We start from the raw sequence: 16,684 nt of genomic DNA on the forward strand, positions 1-16,684 counted from the left end.
GAACAAAACCGAACCCAAGGAAAGCCGCCAACTCAAGGCGTTCTGCCCCTTGCGTTCTTTCATTGGAGAAAGCCATGCATGAAAAACCAGTCGCCCTGGTCACGGGGGCCAACAAGGGCATTGGATTGCAGATCGCCAAGGACCTGGCGAAGAACGGGCTCACCGTCCTTATCGGTTCGCGCAATCTGGAAAAGGGGGAGGAGGCGGCAAGGGCGGTTGCGGGGGACGCACACGCGGTCCAGCTTGATGTGACCGATGCGGCCTCGATTTCGGCTGCTGCCGATCGTGTTCGCAACGAATTTGGCCGGCTGGACGTGCTGGTCAACAATGCGGGGATCGCAAGCACCGCGCCGCCCGACACATCGTTTGAGGAGAGGCTCAGGCACAACACCCCAAGCCAGGCGCCGCTGGACTACATCAGGGCGATCTACGAGACCAATGTCTTCGGACTGATGGCCGTGACACAGGCGATGTTGCCGCTATTGCGCGAGGCTCCCCTCGGCCGGATCGTCAACATGGGAAGCTCTTCCGGTTCCCTGACGCTCAACGCCGATCCGCACTACGCGCACCGTCGCGTCTTCGGTGCGGCCTATAGCCCGTCAAAGACTGCAGTGCATGCGGTCACGCTTGCCTTTGCGGTCGAACTTGAAAACACCGGGATCAAGGTCAACGCGGCTTGCCCGGGCTTCACCGCAACCGACCTCAACGGCTTCCGTGGCACGCGCACGGTTGAAGAGGGTGCGCGCGAAGCCGTACGCCTCGCCATGCTGGGACCGGACGGTCCGACGGGCACCTTTTCCGAGGAAGGTGGAACAGTGCCGTGGTGAGGTTTGCCGCCGACAAGGCGTGAGGGCGGGCAACGGACCAACGGCGCGCATTCGGAATGAATGCGCGCCGTTTCCATCGTTGATAAACGGAATAAAACTCAAAATTCTTCATTGTCTTCAACAGTAACGGGAAAATCGGGTGGGCAGAAGCGATGCCCTGTCACGAAGCTAACCTGACGTCAGGCGCCGGATGTGTGCAAATCGAAGACACGGGAGGGTAAAACCGATCAACTAACCCTGGCGCGCACGAAAAACCCCATAAAATCCTGCAGATATCGACAAGAAACTCCTTGCCTGAAGCTCATTGAACAAACCTCGCCCGAGAATTTTCTGTTGTGGCAATCAAAAAATCTGATTTACTGCCACCTCGCTGCTTGGCTTTTCGGGGGATATTGCCGATGGAATGCACCCGCAGGGATATTATGCTTGGTGGTTTGGCGCTGCTCGGTGCCGACGCTCTTCAGAAACCGGCATTCGCTGCGGCGACGTCTTATTTTTCCGGCCCTGCCGTCGATAATGGCGTGACCTATCGCAGCACCAATTTCGCCAAGATCGACAAGAAATGGCAGCGACAGGTCGTCAAGTATTTCAGTAGCGAGCCGATCGGTACCGTCGTCGTCGATACCCGGCACCACTTCCTTTATTTGATCATGGAGAACAAGACGGCCATCCGCTACGGCGTCGGCGTCGGGCGCGACGGCTTCAAATGGTATGGCCGCGCGACGATCGACCGCAAGTCGCTCTGGCCGCGCTGGACGCCGCCACCGGAGATGCGCAAGCGCCACCCCGAACTGCCTGAGTTCGTCGAGGGCGGTTCGCCGAAGAACCCGCTCGGCCCCCGAGCCATGTATCTGCTGCGTGATGGCGTCGACACCGGCTATCGCTTCCATGGCACGTTGGAGCCGGGCAGCATCGGTAAGGATGCCTCGAGCGGCTGCATCCGCATGTTCAACGAGGATGCGATCGATCTCTATCAGCGCTGCCCGATCGGCACCGCCGTGCAGGTCCTGCCGCATATCGCCGACAAGGCCCCAGAGGTCAGCCAAGCAACCCCGGTCGCCAACCCGGTCGCCACCCCGGTCGAATGAGGAATATCACCCTGATGTCTGCTGTGACCGGATTGACGAGGTCGCTCTTTGCGGCCGCCATGCTCCTGACGCTTGCCGCCTGCAACACCACCGAGATCGCCGCGGTCGAAGAACCGACTGTCGTGCCGATGACCGGACAGACCGACGATCCGGCGCCCGGTTTCGAAACGGTTTCCGTCGGCAGTGAAGAGGACTTCATCCTCAACGTCGGCCGTCGGACCTATTTCACGCAAGATTCGGCCGCGCTCGACAGCGTCGCCAAGGCAACTCTGGACAAACAGGCGATCTGGCTCAACAGCAACCCGCGCTGGCTGGTCAAGCTGCAGGGCTTCTCCGACGACAGCGGCTCGGCATCGAAGATGGCGTCGCTGTCGCAGCAGCGCGCCGACGCGGCGATGGCCTATCTCGCCTCAAAGGGCGTGGATCCGAACCGCATGTGGGCCAAGGGCTACGGCAACGACCGCGAGGTGCGCGACTGCACCGAGCGCTCCTGCAAGGTGCAGAACCGGCGCGTGGTTTCCAATCTGAGGACAGAACGCGACGCACTGTGATTGCAAGGCGTCCTTCCGGGTATTCGCCGATCTCAGCAACCGCGGGAAGCAGGTCAGGCTCAGCCTCTCCGTCCACCCGCGGCTCAATCGGGCAGACCGCTCTTTCGCAACGCGGCGGCGAGCGCTTTCGTGGACGACGGACCCCGTTCGAATACACCGACCGTAAAGCCCGGTGCGACCTCCCGCAGCCGCTGTGCCGCCGCGCGTGCCGCGGCAACATTGCCGAGATTGACTTGGCTTATCGCCAGATAGGCATGGGACACGCTGAAGTGCGGGTTGGACTGGATTGCCAGCGTCGAATAGGCGGCGGCCTCGGCGAAACGGCTGCGGAACAAATTGACGATCGCAAGCGCACAATAGGGGTGATAGTTCAATGGATCGAAGGGGCTCAACCGCAGCGCCTTGTGGGCGTGCTCAACCGCCCGTTCACACTGCGCACTGTGGGCGTTCGCCAGGGCGCTGAACCCGAACGCCAGCGCCGAATTGCAGTCCAGTTTTAGCGCCCTCTCGAGCACTCCGATCGCGCCTTCATAGTCACGAGTCATGTTGGCGTGGACGAAAGCCGCGATGCTCAATGCCTGCGCATCATTCGCGCCGATACTCAACGCGATATCGACGTGCTCCAGCGCGGCGGCCCTGTCCTCGGGATGGAAGCCGCCACGGAAGAAGCGCTGCTCATGACCCCAGGCTGCATAGCCGTGCGCCGCGGCGTAGTTCGGGTCAAGCTTCAGGGCGTCGTTGAGCAGACGCAGCGCCTCGTCGGTATCGGCGGGCGTGTTTGCGTGCACATGTGGCATGGCGCGAAGATACAGGTCATAGGCGTTGAGACTGCCGGGTCGCTTGCGGCGCGCCCGGTCGATTTCGGCACGTCGCAGCGACGGCTCGATCGCGCCGACGATGGTCTCTGTCAGGCTATCCTGCAGATCGAAAACGTCCTCGACCGCGCCTTCGAACTTGTCGGCCCAAAGATGGGTCGCGGAGGCTGCCTCGATCAGTTGTCCGGTGATGCGCAACCGATTTGCGGCCTTGCGGACACTTCCTTCAAGCACGTAGCGGACGCCGAGTTCCTTGGCGACCTGGCGTATGTCTGGGTTCGTGCCTTTGTAAGCGAAAGTGGAATTCCTGGCGATGACGAAAAGGCCTGAGACCTTCGACAGACTGGTGACCAGATCTTCGACAAGTCCGTCAGCGAAGTAATCCTGTTCCGGGTCGCCGCTCATGTTGGCGAAGGGCAACACGGCGATCGAGGGTTTGCTCGGCACCGCCAAAGCATCGAGCGACAGCCTTTCCGGCGCCAACTGTGCGTCGTCGAGCGATACGCGGAAGACATGGATCGGACGGTCGATGTTCTTTAATTCCCGTTCCCCCATGTCTTCGAACGCCAGGCAAAGCCGCTCGCCGATTTGATCGCGGACCGCGGCCGAAATCATGATGCCGCCGGGCGGAGCTATGGATTCCAGGCGTGCCGCCACGTTCACGCCGTCCCCGAAAATGTCGTCGCCGTCCACGATCACGTCGCCCAGGTTGATGCCGACGCGGAATTCGATGCGGCGGTCTTGTGGCACATTCTGGTTGCGTGCGGGCATGGCCCGCTGGATCTCGGCTGAACATGCAACCGCATTAACAACGCTTGGAAACTCCACCAGCATGCCGTCGCCCGTAACCTTGACGACGCGCCCGTGGTGTTCGGCGATCTTGCTGTCGATGAGTTCTCGGCGATGCGCCTTAAGCGCGGTGAGCGTGCCCACCTCGTCGAAGCCCATCAGGCGGCTGAAGCCGACCACGTCGGCCGAGAGGATCGCAGAAAGCCGACGCTCCATCGGGGATCGCTCAGATTTTGTGAACTACCAGGCAGTGTAGCTTCTTTGCGGGCAGAGGTCATCAAGGTCAGACCGGGGCGTTGTGGCGTTCGGCTGCTGTAGCGCGGGGTGTATTAGCTAGAGCATCCTTAGCGCGTTCATTTGAACGCACGGCGCATTTGTCCTTTGATCGGCTACGAGTGAAGACAACCTGCGTCAGGTGCAGGTCTACTTTGCGGGCGGGCTCGCCCCCGTCCGCATCCATCCTATGCCTCGTACACCCGCTCGCCATCCATCCAGGTCTCCACGACCTTGATGTCCTTGATCTTGTCCGGATCGACCTTTCGGGGGTCACGGTCGAGGATAACGAGGTCAGCCAGCTTGCCGATTTCAAGGCTGCCGATCTCGTGCTCGGAGAATAGCTGCCAAGCAGCCTCGGATGTGATCGCACGGATGGCGGTTTCGACCGATATGCGTTCGTCGGGATTGAGCACGAAGTCAGGCTCCTTCCAGGTGCGTCGGGTGACCGCCATCTCAATCATATGAAGCGGATTGGGATCGGTGACCATGAAGTCGGAATGAAGGGTGAAGCCGATGCCCGCATTCTCGGTGCTCTGGCAGCGAACGAGCTGCTGGACCCTTTCCGGGCCAAACACGCTGTCGCGCATCCAGACGCCCCAATAATAGGCGTGGCCGATGAGAAAACTTGCGGAGACGCCAAGGTTCTTCATCCGCGCAATCTGGTCGTCATGGAGCATCGAGCAGTGTTCGATGCGGGCGCGCACATTGCTCATGTCCAGTCCGGCGTCGCGCACCGCCTGGCATGCGTCGAGCACGTTGTCGATGGCGGCATCGCCGTTGCCGTGGATCGCGAGCTGCCAGCCTTTGCCCGCGCGGTCGACGGCGATCTCCTTCAGTTCCTCGACAGTCATGTACGGGCTGCCGCGGCTGTCCGAGTTGAGATAGGGCTCGCGCTGCAGCCCGGTGAAACCCTGGTTGGAGCCGTCGGCGACCAGCTTGTATCCGGCAACCCGCGCGATGGCATCGCCGTCGCCCGGCTTGACCCCCGCAGCGCCCCAGGCCTCCGTGCTGAGCGTATAAAACGGATAGGCGCGGATGCGCGCCGTGAGTTGGCCGGACTTGGCTGCGGCCGTCATGATCGCCAGGTCGGCGGGCGACTGGGTCAGGGCGCCCAGCGACAATTCGCTGACCGTCGTCAGGCCGAGCCGGCCCCAGTCGGCAAGCAGGCCGATCAACGCGGAGACCGGTTCGGCGCGCACCATCGCCGGACTTTTCTCAAGGATCCTCACGAAGGCAACATTGTTCTTGATCGTACCGGTCAGTTTGCCGGAAGTATCGCGGACGAACTCCGCTCCGGGGGGATTCACGACGTCTGCGGGAATGCCGGCGGCTTCGAACGCCTTCGAGTTTGCATAGGCCAGATGTCCGGATGCGTTGAGAATGAAGATCGGGATGGTGGTCGAGACCGCATCGAGCTCGGCAAAGGTCAGCGCGTCGGGACCGGCTTGAACGGCGGGATCGAAATTGCGCCCCATGATCCATTCGCCATCAGGGGTCTCTTGCGTCTTGGCTTTGAGATGGTCGAGCACTTCCTGTGTGGTGGCGAAACGCGCCATGCCGACGTAATCCATGATGCCGTCCACAATGGCGCCCGCGACAACGTGAGTATGCGGGTCGACAAAGCCAGGGAGCATCACCTTGCCGTCGAGGTTGAACACCGTCGCACTCTCGCCCGCCGCGGCGCGCACGTCCGCTTCTGCCCCGATGGCGATGATCCGGTTGCCGCGGATGGCCATCGCTTCGGCCTCGGAGAAGTCCCTGTCCACGGTGAGGATGGTGCCGCCGATGAAAATCATGGTCGGAGTGTCCTGGGCAAAGGTGGTCCCGGTGAAGGTTGCCCCCAGTCCCGCAGCTGCCGCGACGCCCATGAATGCGCGGCGGCTGACCCTGCTCCCGGTCAGGCCCGCAGTTTCTTCGACGCCAGGTTGCGACGCGAAGAAGTTGCCAAACGCCCCGCTGCAACAGGCGCAGTCAAATAGCCGTTCAGACATCCTTCACCTCTGCGCATCACGCTTTGTCAGGCGGCTCGGCAACGTCCGTCCCGCCGTCCTCAGCCGTCACTGCTGGGCTGTGATTGTGCGTGACCCGCTAACCCTCGTTTACCCTCTCCACCTGCGGCGAAGAACAGGTCGACGATTTCACTATTATCCAATTCCCGGTTTCGGTCCACGCAAATTCATCCATTTCGCGGGGCGGCGCCTGGAGGCCTCTAGCCGGAGAAGGCGAAGTCGAGGACGCCCGGAATGGCTGCGGATCGCTTCGGGGGGAGGGTCGTTTTCATGCACTATGATCTGAGCAATATCGATCTGGAACCGACAACCCGTTCGGCACGAGGTTGTCACCCATGTCTTAGGGACAAGCTGTTACCTATGTCTCCGGGATGGACAATGGTGAAATGGCGCACCCGACAGGATTCGAACCTGTGACCTTTGGAATCGGAATCCAACACTCTATCCAGCTGAGCTACGGGTGCATCCGTTGGCGGCAGGGCCGCCGAAGCAGGCTGTGAAGCGGTTCATAGCTTAGCTTTGTCGCCGCATCAATGGTGAAATGACGGAGTTCGCAGGGGAATTTGCAGGTGCCCCTTGCAGACGTTCGTGCGCCCGGCTGCTGCCATCCGTCAAATAGGTGCTCGGCGACGCGCCGGGGAGGCGCGCCGCCGAGCGGGAGTTCAGGCCATCTGCATGGCGCCGGGTCCGGGGATCGCCTTGGGCGGTACCTTGCCCATGATGATCATGCCGAGCACTTCGTCCTTGGTGACGTCCTCGGTACGGGCCTGGCCGACGACCTGGCCGTTCTTCATCACAGACACGCGGTCGGCGAGATCGAAGACGTCGTGAATGTCGTGGCTGATCAGGAAGATGCCGATGCCTTCGCGCTTCAATTGCTTGATGAGGTCACCGACCTGGGCGGTTTCCTGCGGTCCAAGCGCTGCCGTCGGCTCGTCCATGATCAGGATCCGGGCGTCAAACAGGATCGCGCGGGCGATCGCCACCGATTGCCGCTGGCCGCCCGAAAGGGCCTTCACCGGCTCCTTGAAGCGCTGGAAGTTGGGATTGAGGCGGCCCATGACCTCGCGAGCCTTGGCCTCCATCGCCACGTCGTCGAGCGTGCCCCAGGGGGTCCTGAGCTCACGGCCGAGATAGAGGTTGGCGGCGGCGTCGACATTGTCGGCGACGGCGAGCGTCTGGTAGATCGTCTCGATGCCGTATTTCTTGGCATCGCGCGGGTTGTTGATGTCGGCAGCCTCGCCATTGATCAGGATCTCGCCGGCATCGCGCCTGTAGGCGCCGGAGAGGATCTTGATCAGCGTCGACTTGCCGGCGCCGTTATGGCCGAGCAGCGCCACGACCTCACCGGGGTAGAGATCGACGGAGGCGTTGTCGACGGCGTGGATGCCGCCAAAGGAGATGGAAATGTTCTTCATTTCCACAAGCGGAGTGCGTTGGTCTTTCATGGATCGTACTCCTTACTTGGCGCGGGCGCGGTAGATGGTGTCGAGCCAGACGGCAACGACGAGGACCACGCCGACAACGATGCGCTGGAACGGCGAGTCGATCCCCAGGAGCACCATGCCCGACTGTAGTGATTGCATGACGAGCGCACCGATCATTGCGCCGGCGATGGTGCCGACGCCGCCGGCAAGCGAGGTGCCGCCGATAACGGCTGCGGCGATCGTGTAAAGCTCGTCGAGTTCGCCTTGCGCATTGGTCGCGGCATTGAGGCGGGCGGTCGAGATCGCCGCGGCGATGGCGCAGAGAATGCCCATCAGCGTGAAGATCTTGACGGTGACCCAGCGCGTCTTGATACCGGCAAGCTCGGCTGCTTCCGGGTTGCCGCCGAGGGCAAAGACGTAGCGGCCGAAGCGCAGGCGTGTCGCGATGAAGGTCATGACGATGCCGACGGCGATCGCGACCAGCACCGGAATGGCGATGCCGTGCGAGATCTGCAGGCCGCCGTCCGGCCAGGCAATGCCGTTGGCGTCGGCGTATTTGCGGGCGATGTTGGTCGGCCAGTAGTAGTGGTTGGCAACCGAGATCGCGCCAAGCACCAGCACGCAGCCGAGGATCGACAGGAAGTACTCCGCCCAGACCGGGCGCAGCGGGAAGCCGAAGCGCTTGCGCTGCTTGCGCGAGTTCAAGATGGCGCCGACGATGGCGATGCAGGCGAGGACGCCGACGATCCAGCTGGCCGTGGCGCCGATCGAGCCTTCGGTGCCGCCACCGAGCAGACGGAAGGTGGTGTTCATCGGCGCGACCGTCTGGCCGCTGGTGACGAACCAGGTGGCGCCGCGCCAGACGAGCAGGCCGCCGAGCGTGACGATGAAGGCAGGCACGTTGAGAAAGGCGATGATCGAGCCCTGCAGCGCGCCGATTGCCGCACCGACGGCAATGCCGCAGGCAAGCGTGATGATCCAGATGGCCGGATGTTCGAGGCCGAAGAACTGCGGCAGGAATTTCACCTGCATGACGCCCATGACCATGCCGCAGAAGCCGAGCACGGAGCCGACCGACAGATCGATGTTGCGGGTGACGATGATCAGCACCATGCCGGTCGCCATCACGGCGACGGAGGAGGTCTGGACCGTCAGGTTCCACAGGTTGCGCGGCGTCAGGAACAGGCCGCCGGTCATGATCTGAAAGCCGAGCCAGATGATGACGAGCGCGCCGACCATGCCGAGCAGCCGGGTGTCGATTTCGGTGGCGCGAAAGAAGCGCTTCACCGGGTTTTCGTCCGCGACACGGGCACGATTTGCCTGTGCACTCTGTGTCTTGCCTTGTGTGATGTCGGCCATGGACGTGCCTTCCCCCCACTTATGTTGTTGATGTCGTCGCATCGGGCACCAAGAGCCGAAAGAGACGCGACAAGTCTGGTGCGACGGCAGAAATCGAGCGTTTGCCTCACGCTGCGGCGGTCGCGCTTGCGGCATTGTCCGCCGCGTACGCACCTTGTGCAAGCGCCGCAACGGAGTGCGTTGCGGCGCTTGTCTGAGCTCAGCGCTTGATTTTGCCGATGCGGCTTACTTGCAAGCCGCCACGTCGCCCTTGACGCCCTGGCAGGCTTCTTCCTTGGAGATCCAGCCCGCGTCGATGACGACGTTCAGGTTGTCCTTGGTGATCGGCAAGGGAGCAAGGAAGACCGACTGCATGGCCACGCCCTTCGGTCCGCCGTTGAAGGTGGTGACGCCTGCGACCTCTTCCATCTTCTTGCCGCCGGCAAGTTCGACAGCGACTTCTGCGGCGCGCTTGCCGAGTTCACGTGAGTCCTTCCAGACCGAGACTGTCTGCGTGCCGAGTGCCACGCGGTTCAGCGCCGCCTTGTCGGCGTCCTGGCCGGAGACCGGGACGGAACCGGCCAACCCTTGCGCGTCGAGTGCCGCGACCGCGCCACCGGCGGTGCCGTCGTTGGAGGCGACGACCGCATCGACCTTGTTGTCGTTGGCGGTCAGGAACTGCTCCATGTTCTTCTGGGCGTTCTCAGGCTTCCAGCCGTCCGTATAGGCTTCGCCGACATTCTTGATCTTGCCGGCGTCGACGGCTTCCTTCAGCACTTCCATCTGTCCGGAGAAGAGGAAGTCGGCGTTCGGGTCGGCGGACGAGCCCTTGATGAAGACGTAGTTGCCTTCCGGCTTCACCTTGAAGACTTCGCGGGCCTGCATGCGGCCGACTTCCTTGTTGTCGAAGGTGATGTAGAAGGCGGCCGGGTTTTCGATCAGGCGGTCGTAGCCGACGACCGGAATACCTTCGGCAGCGGCCTTTTCAATTGCCGGGCCGATGGCGTCGCTGTCCTGGGCAAGCACGATCAGCGCGTTGGCGCCCTGGGCGATCAGCGATTCGATGTCGGTCAGCTGCTTGGCAGCGGACGACTGTGCGTCAGCCGAGATGTACTTGTCGCCAGATGCTTCGAGGGCGGCCTTGATGGCGGCTTCGTCGGTTTTCCAGCGCTCTTCCTGGAAGTTCGACCAGGAAACGCCGACGACCAGGTCCTTTGCCTGGGCAACGGAATGCAGGGAAACGATGACGGCAACGCCTGCCATCAGCTTCAAAACGGATTTCATTTTATCCTCCCGAGTGACAGCCGGCCAAGCGTGCGAACCTCCCGCACCATCCTCAGCCAGCCTTGAAACGCTGCCGTAAACCTTGCCGCTACTCCGTGCGGAATTATTTTCTCGACAGTCGAGAAAATGAATGTCATGGATTTTTGAGGCTGTCAACAGAGCGGCGAACCCGGTACCGGCGGCTTCAACAGGGCGCTTTCGGAAGGGGAAGGGAATTGTCTGCGATCGCCGCCTGGTTGCACGCACGAGCGGCCCGTGGATTGTTTCTCGACGGTCAAGAAAATCGATGCCACAGAAGGCTGTCGACAAGGCCGGCTGCGCCTTGTCTCGACATTCAACAGATGCTTTGGGAGGAGCATGTGTTCGAAGGATCCGCCAAGGGCAGGGACGTCTCATGCTGACCAAGTCCAGCACTGAGCTCGTGCGCCAGCAAAACAGCGCCTTGGTCCTGGCCGCACTTCGGCGCGCGGGCAATCTGTCCCATACCGAAATCTCAGGCGAGACCGGCCTGGCTTCGGCGACCGTTTCGGCGATCACGGCGGAACTGGAGAAGGCTGGCGTTCTTGCCAAGGCAGAGCAGCATGTCCAGGGCGGCCGGGGCCGGCCGCGGGTGCTGTTCATGCCGCGACGGGACTGCGGCTATCTCATCGTTGTCAGGATCTCTTCCGACCTCGTGCAATACTCGCTGACCGATTATGGCGGCACTCTACTTGACCGCTTCGACGAGGTGCGAAACCACGACGAACGTGGCACTGCGGCCTTTGCCCACGCCTTCACGGAAGCGCTTGATCGTCTGCTGCAGCGCTCGCGGCTGGAGCGCGGCCAGGTGCTGGCGGTTTCGATCAGCAGCAAGGGCCTTGTCGACGGCGAGGCCGCACGGCTCCTGTGGTCGCCGGTGTTTGGCCGGGAGGAGCTGGATTTCGCAGCGCTGCTTGCGCCGCACTGGCGCGCCAAGGTCATGCTCAACAACGAAACCCTGCTTGTTGCCCAGGCGCTTGCCGCCCAGGCGCAGCGCAAACCCGACCAAGGTTTCCGGGCGCTGGCGGCCATTTCGCTCGGCCACAGCATCGGTCTTGGCGTTGCCCGCACGGGCCGCACCGGCGAAATGGATGTCAGCGCCCCGAACTTCGGCCATATGCTGCACGCGCCTTCTGCGGGCCTTTGCCGCTGCGGCGCCTATGGCTGCATCGAGGCTGCCGCCGGTTTTTACGGAATCCTGCGTGCGGCGTTCGAGGTGCCGCCCGATACGATACCCGCAAAATTCGTGCCCGTTGCCGAACTCGACAAAATTGCCGCCAGCGCGCGGCAGGGCCACCGCATGGCCGGCTATGCCTTCCGGCAGGCGGGCATTGCCCTTGGCAATGGCATTTCGCGCATGCTGAGCCTTTACGAACGCATGCCTGTGCACGTCACCGGGCCCGGAACCCGTTACTTCGATCTTATGCGCCCCGGGCTCGACGAAGGGCTCGCCCAGTCGATGCAGGTCCGTCTCCAGGGCCCGCCGGAGATCTCGATCACGCTTGACGAGCAGCGTCTCGTCTTCGACGGACATCTGGAGCGGGCGCTGGGCGCAATCGACGGCGACATCGCTTCTGCCGGTCACCCGTGAGACACCGTTGAGGCGCGACGCGTCAGTCCAACCATTTTTGGGGTTGTGTCGAGCGCGAGAGGCATTGCTAATACAATTTACAGTTATTTAGCGACTCCTTGTCAATCTTGCCGTGACGCGGGAGACGATCATGTTTTCAGTGATTGCATGCATACGCGACGATCACGACTGGCGCCTCATCCTGGCTGCCGCCGTCGTCTGCCTGGCAGGCAGTGTCGCAACGATGTTGCTGCTGTTGCGCGTTCAGCGAAGCGAGGGAGGCCAGAAGGGTCTCTGGATCGCGGCCAGCGGCTTTGCCTGCGGCATCGGCGTCTGGTCGACGCACTTCATCGCAATGCTCGCCTTTGACGGCGGCGTGCCGGTTGCTTACGGCGCTCTGGGCACGGCACTGTCGGTGATCGTGGCGATTGCGGCATCCTGGATCGCCTTTGCCATCGGGCTCTGTGGCAGCTTCCGCTTTTCGATGGCTGTCGGTGGCCTCGTGCTCGGTGCGGGCGTTGCGGCCATGCATTTCACCGGCATGCAGGCAATCGAGATCCAGGGGCACATTTACTACGATCAGCCGATGACCGTCTCGGCGGTATTGACCGGAACGCTGCTTGCCAGCGCGTCACTGCATGCCTTTCACGCCTTGCGCGGTGCACGGCGTCTGGTCACTGCCTCGCTGCTTCTGGTGCTCGGGATCTGCGCTCTGCATTTCACATCGATGAGCGGCATCACTCTTGCGCCTGGTGCCGAGGTCGTGGCTACCGATACCATTCATCCCACCTGGCTTGCCGGTGGCGTCATCGCCGCTTCAACGACCTTGATCGTGCTCGCCTTCGGCGCGCTCTTTGTCGACCGGCACCTGACGGATCTCCGAGGGCTCGCCAATGCCTCGCTCGAGGGCATGGCCATCGTCTTCGATGGAGTCATCGTCGAAGCCAACGAGCGTTTCGCCGCTCTCACTGGCCGAAAGTTCTCCGCGCTTTCCGGAAGGCCCCCGGCGGAGATCTTCGTCTTCGGGGAGGAGGGGCTCGAGGGGCACAGGCGCGGCGACGGTCCGGGCGAGATTGATCTTCTGAATGCCGAGGGTCGCACCATTCCCGTCGAGTTCATGTGCCGCACGATCGAGTATCGTGGCCGGGAATGCGAAGTGATCTTCGTGCGCGACTTGAGAGCCCGCAAGGAGGCCGAGAGGACGATCGAGCATCTGGCGCATCATGATTCTCTCACCGACCTGCCAAACCGCGCCTTCTTCGATCGCCGGCTTTCCCAGACGCTTGCGGCCGCCGCCGTCAGGGGCGAGGAACTGGCGATCCTTTGCCTCGACCTCGATCGCTTCAAGGCCGTCAACGACATCTTCGGTCATGGCGAAGGCGACCGCATCCTGTGCAAGGTTGCCGAACTTCTGCGCGAGGCGGCTGGAGAACAGGACACGGTTGCCCGCCTTGGCGGCGACGAGTTCGCCATCATCCAGGTCGGCGGTCCGCAGCCGCAGGCGGCGCGTCAGCTCACCGACCGTATTCTGGCGCAGTTTGCCGCCGAGATGGACACCAACCGTGATCCGACCGCCGTCGGCGTCAGCATCGGTTCGGCGGTCTATCCTGCCGACGGCCCGACGGCCGACCAGTTGCGCAACAATGCCGACACGGCGCTTTATCGCGCCAAGCAGAGCGGCAAGGGCATTGCCTGTTTCTTCGATCGCGAAATGGACGAGGCGGTGCGGACCCGCCGGCAGATTGAAAACGATCTGCGCCATGCCGTTCTCCGCCGCCAGTTCTTTCTGGAGTACCAGCCGCTGGTGGAAATGCAGAGCGGCAGGACGATCGGCTACGAGGCGCTCTTGCGCTGGAGCCATCCGGAGCGCGGCCTGATCGGGCCCGACATCTTCATCCCGATCGCCGAGGAAAGCGGTTCGATCATCCAGATCGGCGAATGGGTGCTGGAACAGGCGTGCACCGAGGCTGCACGGTGGAATGAACCTCTGCCGGTTTCGGTCAACATCTCGCCGGTGCAGTTTCTGCTGCCGAACCTCTTCGATCAGGTTTCAAGCATCCTGCGCCGGACCGGCCTCGATCCGTGGCGCCTGGAACTGGAAATCACCGAAGCGGCGCTGATGCACAATCGCGATGATGTGCTTTCGACCCTCATTCGTCTGCGCATCCTCGGTGTCAGGATCGTCATGGATGATTTCGGCACCGGGCATTCGTCGCTCAGCAACCTGCAGACCTTCCCCTTCGACAAGCTGAAGATCGATTGCAGTTTCACCGCCGCCCTTGAAAGCGACCCCTCGGCCCAGGCGATTGTCAGGGCGATCATCGCGCTCGGCCACAGCCTTCGGCTCGCGGTGGTCACCGAAGGCGTGGAAACCGAAAGGCAGCGGCAAATTCTCGCGGATGAAGGCTGCCTGCAGATCCAGGGGTTTCTATCAGGGCGGCCAGGTGCTGCGCCGAGCAAGGGGCAGGAAGCGTCGGTCGGAAGCTGGGAGAAGGTGCCGGCGCGCGCTGACTTCTGACGCTCGGGCACTGCTCTATGCACACGTGATGAAAAAGGCCGGGCAAGAGCGCCCGGCCTTCCGTTTTTCAGTCCTGATATTCGAAGGCTCAGGCGAGGCTGATCTGCCGCTTCTCGGTGACCGACTTCAGGGCGGCGTCGGCAAGGGCCAGCGCAGCCAGTCCGTCCTTGCCCGATGGCGTGATCTCTGCACCTTTTTCGATCGCGGCGATGAAGCTTTCGATCTCGTTGGCATAGGCTTCGGTGTAGCGGGTCATGAAGAAGTCGTGCAGCGGCGGGCGGGTGTAGCCCTCGCCATTGGCGATCTCGATCGAGACCGGGCGCTGGTTTTCTGCGGAAACGACACCCTTCGAGCCATGCACCTCGATGCGTTGGTCGTAGCCATAGGTGGCGCGGCGGGAGTTGGAGATGATCGCCTGCTTGCCGGAAGCGGTCTGCAGAATGACCGAGACGCTGTCATAGTCGCCGGCTTCGCCGATTGCCTTGTCGACGAGAACGGCAGCGGTCGCGGTCACCGAGACCGGCTCTTCGCCAAGCAGGAAGCGGGCCATGTCGAAATCATGGATCGTCATGTCGCGGAAGATGCCGCCCGAGCGCTTGATGTAGTCGACAGGCGGAGCGCCGGGGTCGCGCGAGGTGATGGTGACCATTTCGACATCGCCGATCTTGCCGGCGTCGATTGCCTTCCTGACGGCCATGAAATGCGGATCGAAGCGGCGGTTGAAACCGACCATCAGCTTGGCCTTGGTTTCATTGACCACTTTCAGGCAGGCCTTGACGCGCTCGGCGTCGAGGTCGACCGGCTTCTCGCAGAAGATCGCCTTGCCGGCGCGGGCGAAGCGCTCGATCAGGTCGGCATGGGTGTCGGTCGGCGTGCAGATGACGACGGCATCGATGTCGTCGGCCTTTTCGATTGCCTCGATGGTGCGAACGTCGCAGCCGTAGGCCTTGGCGATGGCTTCGGCGGCGGCGGGGAAGGCGTCGGCAACGGCGACGAGCACGGCGTCCGGATTGCCGCTGACGGCTTTCGCGTGAACCTTGCCGATGCGTCCGGCGCCCAGAAGACCAAATCTCACTGTCATCTCTGTTTCTCTCGAATTCCGGTTTGCGACCGGGAAGGGGCGTGATGATCGGCGCTCATCGCGCAAAGGCGCCGCAGAATGCTCTATCCGCGAATGGGTCGAAGAAATGCCGCGACAAGATTGCGCGTTTAAACGCTGCGCCGGCGTCTCTCCCGCGATTCCTCCATTTCCATATCGCTGCCATTCGTTTTCGGAATGAAATGGCCGATGTGGACATTTTCGGAATTTTTATTCCATTTTTGTTGTGTCCGTCAAGAGGCGGTGCCGGTCTCGGGCTTGCTGTTTCAGATGAATTTCTCGTAAATGGGCCGCTGAAGACAAGGCTGCCAGAGGATAGAATGCTTAAACTCATCGACCCGGACCACCCCTTTTATCGCCCGCTGTGGATCCGTCTGCTGATTGTCGCCTTCTGCGGCGTGTGGACGGCGGTCGAATTCTACGGTGAGCAGACCGTTTGGGGGATGATCTTCCTGGCGATGACGGCTTATGCCTCGGCGGCGCTGCTGGTCTTCTACAAGCCGAACGACAATGTACAGGACAAGGCCGAAGGCGACGAGAAGAACAAGAGCGACGAGGGGGACGCCGCCAACTAATGGTCACAGAGCGGCGGCGGCTCCGCGGAGCTGCAGTGCCGCCTCGTCGATCAGCATGTTGGCAAGTTTCATCCGAACCGTCGCATTGGCGCGAAAATCTTGGGGCAGACGGTCGGGGTGATTGTCTGCGGCAAACTTCCGCCTTTTTGCCGCAAGGGTCGTCGCCGTTTCGTCCTCCGTCAGCGCCAGTTCCTCGGCGACATCAGCAAGGCCCGTCCGCGTGAGGTAGTCCGGCATGACAGTTGGTGGTGGAGGTTCGATGAACGCGGCATCGAAGTAGGCGCGTTCGACGGCGCCGAAGGCGGCAACGCCGACGCTCTCAACTGCAAATGCCGGCGCAAACGGAACCGAACGCTGCACCGCCACATGCGCGTCGTCCGGCGCTATTGGCTCGCTATCCTCTTCCGCCTTCAGCCGTTCGAGCACCGACTGAAATACCGACATTCCGAACATGCGGCCTCCAACTCGGGCGGCACTATGGCTGCTGGAGATTATCCCGG

At 62.2% G+C, this 16,684-nt stretch carries 13 protein-coding genes and 1 tRNA gene; 6 read left to right on the plus strand and 8 right to left on the minus strand.

Going from position 1 to position 16,684, the window contains the following annotated elements:
• Positions 1–74: 74 nt before the first annotated feature.
• The 3 genes from MKZ91_RS18735 (at position 75) to MKZ91_RS18745 (ending at position 2,466) form a co-directional block, all read left to right on the plus strand.
• Positions 75–827 carry an SDR family NAD(P)-dependent oxidoreductase gene (locus MKZ91_RS18735; RefSeq protein WP_336172573.1) on the plus strand — a complete coding sequence of 251 codons (753 nt, stop codon included), beginning with the start codon at positions 75–77 and terminating at the stop codon, positions 825–827.
• A gap of 398 nt (positions 828–1,225) precedes the next feature.
• On the plus strand, positions 1,226–1,915 hold the full coding sequence (locus tag MKZ91_RS18740) for a L,D-transpeptidase (protein WP_336172574.1): 690 nt from the start codon (positions 1,226–1,228) through the stop codon (positions 1,913–1,915).
• Complete coding sequence (locus MKZ91_RS18745) at positions 1,912–2,466, plus strand: OmpA family protein (RefSeq protein ID WP_336172575.1); 555 nt, start codon at positions 1,912–1,914, stop codon at positions 2,464–2,466. The genes MKZ91_RS18740 and MKZ91_RS18745 overlap by 4 nt, the downstream gene beginning before the upstream one ends.
• 83 nt (positions 2,467–2,549) lie before the next feature.
• Here MKZ91_RS18745 and MKZ91_RS18750 read toward each other — a convergent pair whose 3' ends face one another.
• From MKZ91_RS18750 to xylF, 6 genes are all read right to left on the minus strand, one after another.
• A complete protein-coding gene (locus MKZ91_RS18750; RefSeq protein WP_336172576.1) occupies positions 2,550–4,286 on the minus strand; it encodes an adenylate/guanylate cyclase domain-containing protein in 1,737 nt (578 codons plus the stop codon).
• A 245-nt stretch (positions 4,287–4,531) separates the two neighbouring features.
• Complete coding sequence (locus MKZ91_RS18755; protein ID WP_336172577.1) at positions 4,532–6,142, minus strand: amidohydrolase; 1,611 nt, start codon at positions 6,140–6,142, stop codon at positions 4,532–4,534.
• A 600-nt stretch (positions 6,143–6,742) separates the two neighbouring features.
• A tRNA-Arg gene (locus tag MKZ91_RS18760) sits at positions 6,743–6,819 on the minus strand.
• Between the two features lie 198 nt (positions 6,820–7,017).
• The gene (locus MKZ91_RS18765; RefSeq protein ID WP_336172578.1) at positions 7,018–7,803 is read right to left on the minus strand and encodes an ATP-binding cassette domain-containing protein; all 786 of its coding nucleotides are present in this window, start codon (positions 7,801–7,803) and stop codon (positions 7,018–7,020) included.
• Positions 7,804–7,815: 12 nt separating this feature from the next.
• On the minus strand, positions 7,816–9,141 hold the full coding sequence (locus MKZ91_RS18770) for a sugar ABC transporter permease (protein ID WP_336172579.1): 1,326 nt from the start codon (positions 9,139–9,141) through the stop codon (positions 7,816–7,818).
• A 225-nt stretch (positions 9,142–9,366) separates the two neighbouring features.
• Entirely contained in the window at positions 9,367–10,404 is a 1,038-nt protein-coding gene (gene xylF / locus MKZ91_RS18775) for a D-xylose ABC transporter substrate-binding protein (RefSeq protein WP_336172580.1), read from the minus strand.
• Between the two features lie 394 nt (positions 10,405–10,798).
• Between xylF and MKZ91_RS18780 the strand changes: the two genes are divergently transcribed.
• Positions 10,799–12,013 carry an ROK family transcriptional regulator gene (locus MKZ91_RS18780; RefSeq protein WP_336172581.1) on the plus strand — a complete coding sequence of 405 codons (1,215 nt, stop codon included), beginning with the start codon at positions 10,799–10,801 and terminating at the stop codon, positions 12,011–12,013.
• A 130-nt stretch (positions 12,014–12,143) separates the two neighbouring features.
• A complete protein-coding gene (locus MKZ91_RS18785; RefSeq protein WP_336172582.1) occupies positions 12,144–14,510 on the plus strand; it encodes a bifunctional diguanylate cyclase/phosphodiesterase in 2,367 nt (788 codons plus the stop codon).
• Positions 14,511–14,598: 88 nt separating this feature from the next.
• Here MKZ91_RS18785 and iolG read toward each other — a convergent pair whose 3' ends face one another.
• Complete coding sequence (gene iolG, locus MKZ91_RS18790) at positions 14,599–15,591, minus strand: inositol 2-dehydrogenase (RefSeq protein ID WP_336172583.1); 993 nt, start codon at positions 15,589–15,591, stop codon at positions 14,599–14,601.
• 338 nt (positions 15,592–15,929) lie between these two features.
• On the opposite strand from iolG, the gene MKZ91_RS18795 reads away from it, so the two are divergent.
• Positions 15,930–16,184 carry a hypothetical protein gene (locus MKZ91_RS18795; RefSeq protein WP_336172724.1) on the plus strand — a complete coding sequence of 85 codons (255 nt, stop codon included), beginning with the start codon at positions 15,930–15,932 and terminating at the stop codon, positions 16,182–16,184.
• Positions 16,185–16,187: 3 nt separating this feature from the next.
• Here MKZ91_RS18795 and MKZ91_RS18800 read toward each other — a convergent pair whose 3' ends face one another.
• Positions 16,188–16,637, minus strand: coding sequence for a hypothetical protein (locus MKZ91_RS18800; RefSeq protein ID WP_336172584.1), 450 nt, complete (start codon positions 16,635–16,637; stop codon positions 16,188–16,190).
• Positions 16,638–16,684: the final 47 nt, after the last annotated feature.

The organism is Ensifer sp. MJa1 (assembly GCF_037026475.1).
Classification (GTDB): Bacteria; Pseudomonadota; Alphaproteobacteria; order Rhizobiales; family Rhizobiaceae; genus Ensifer.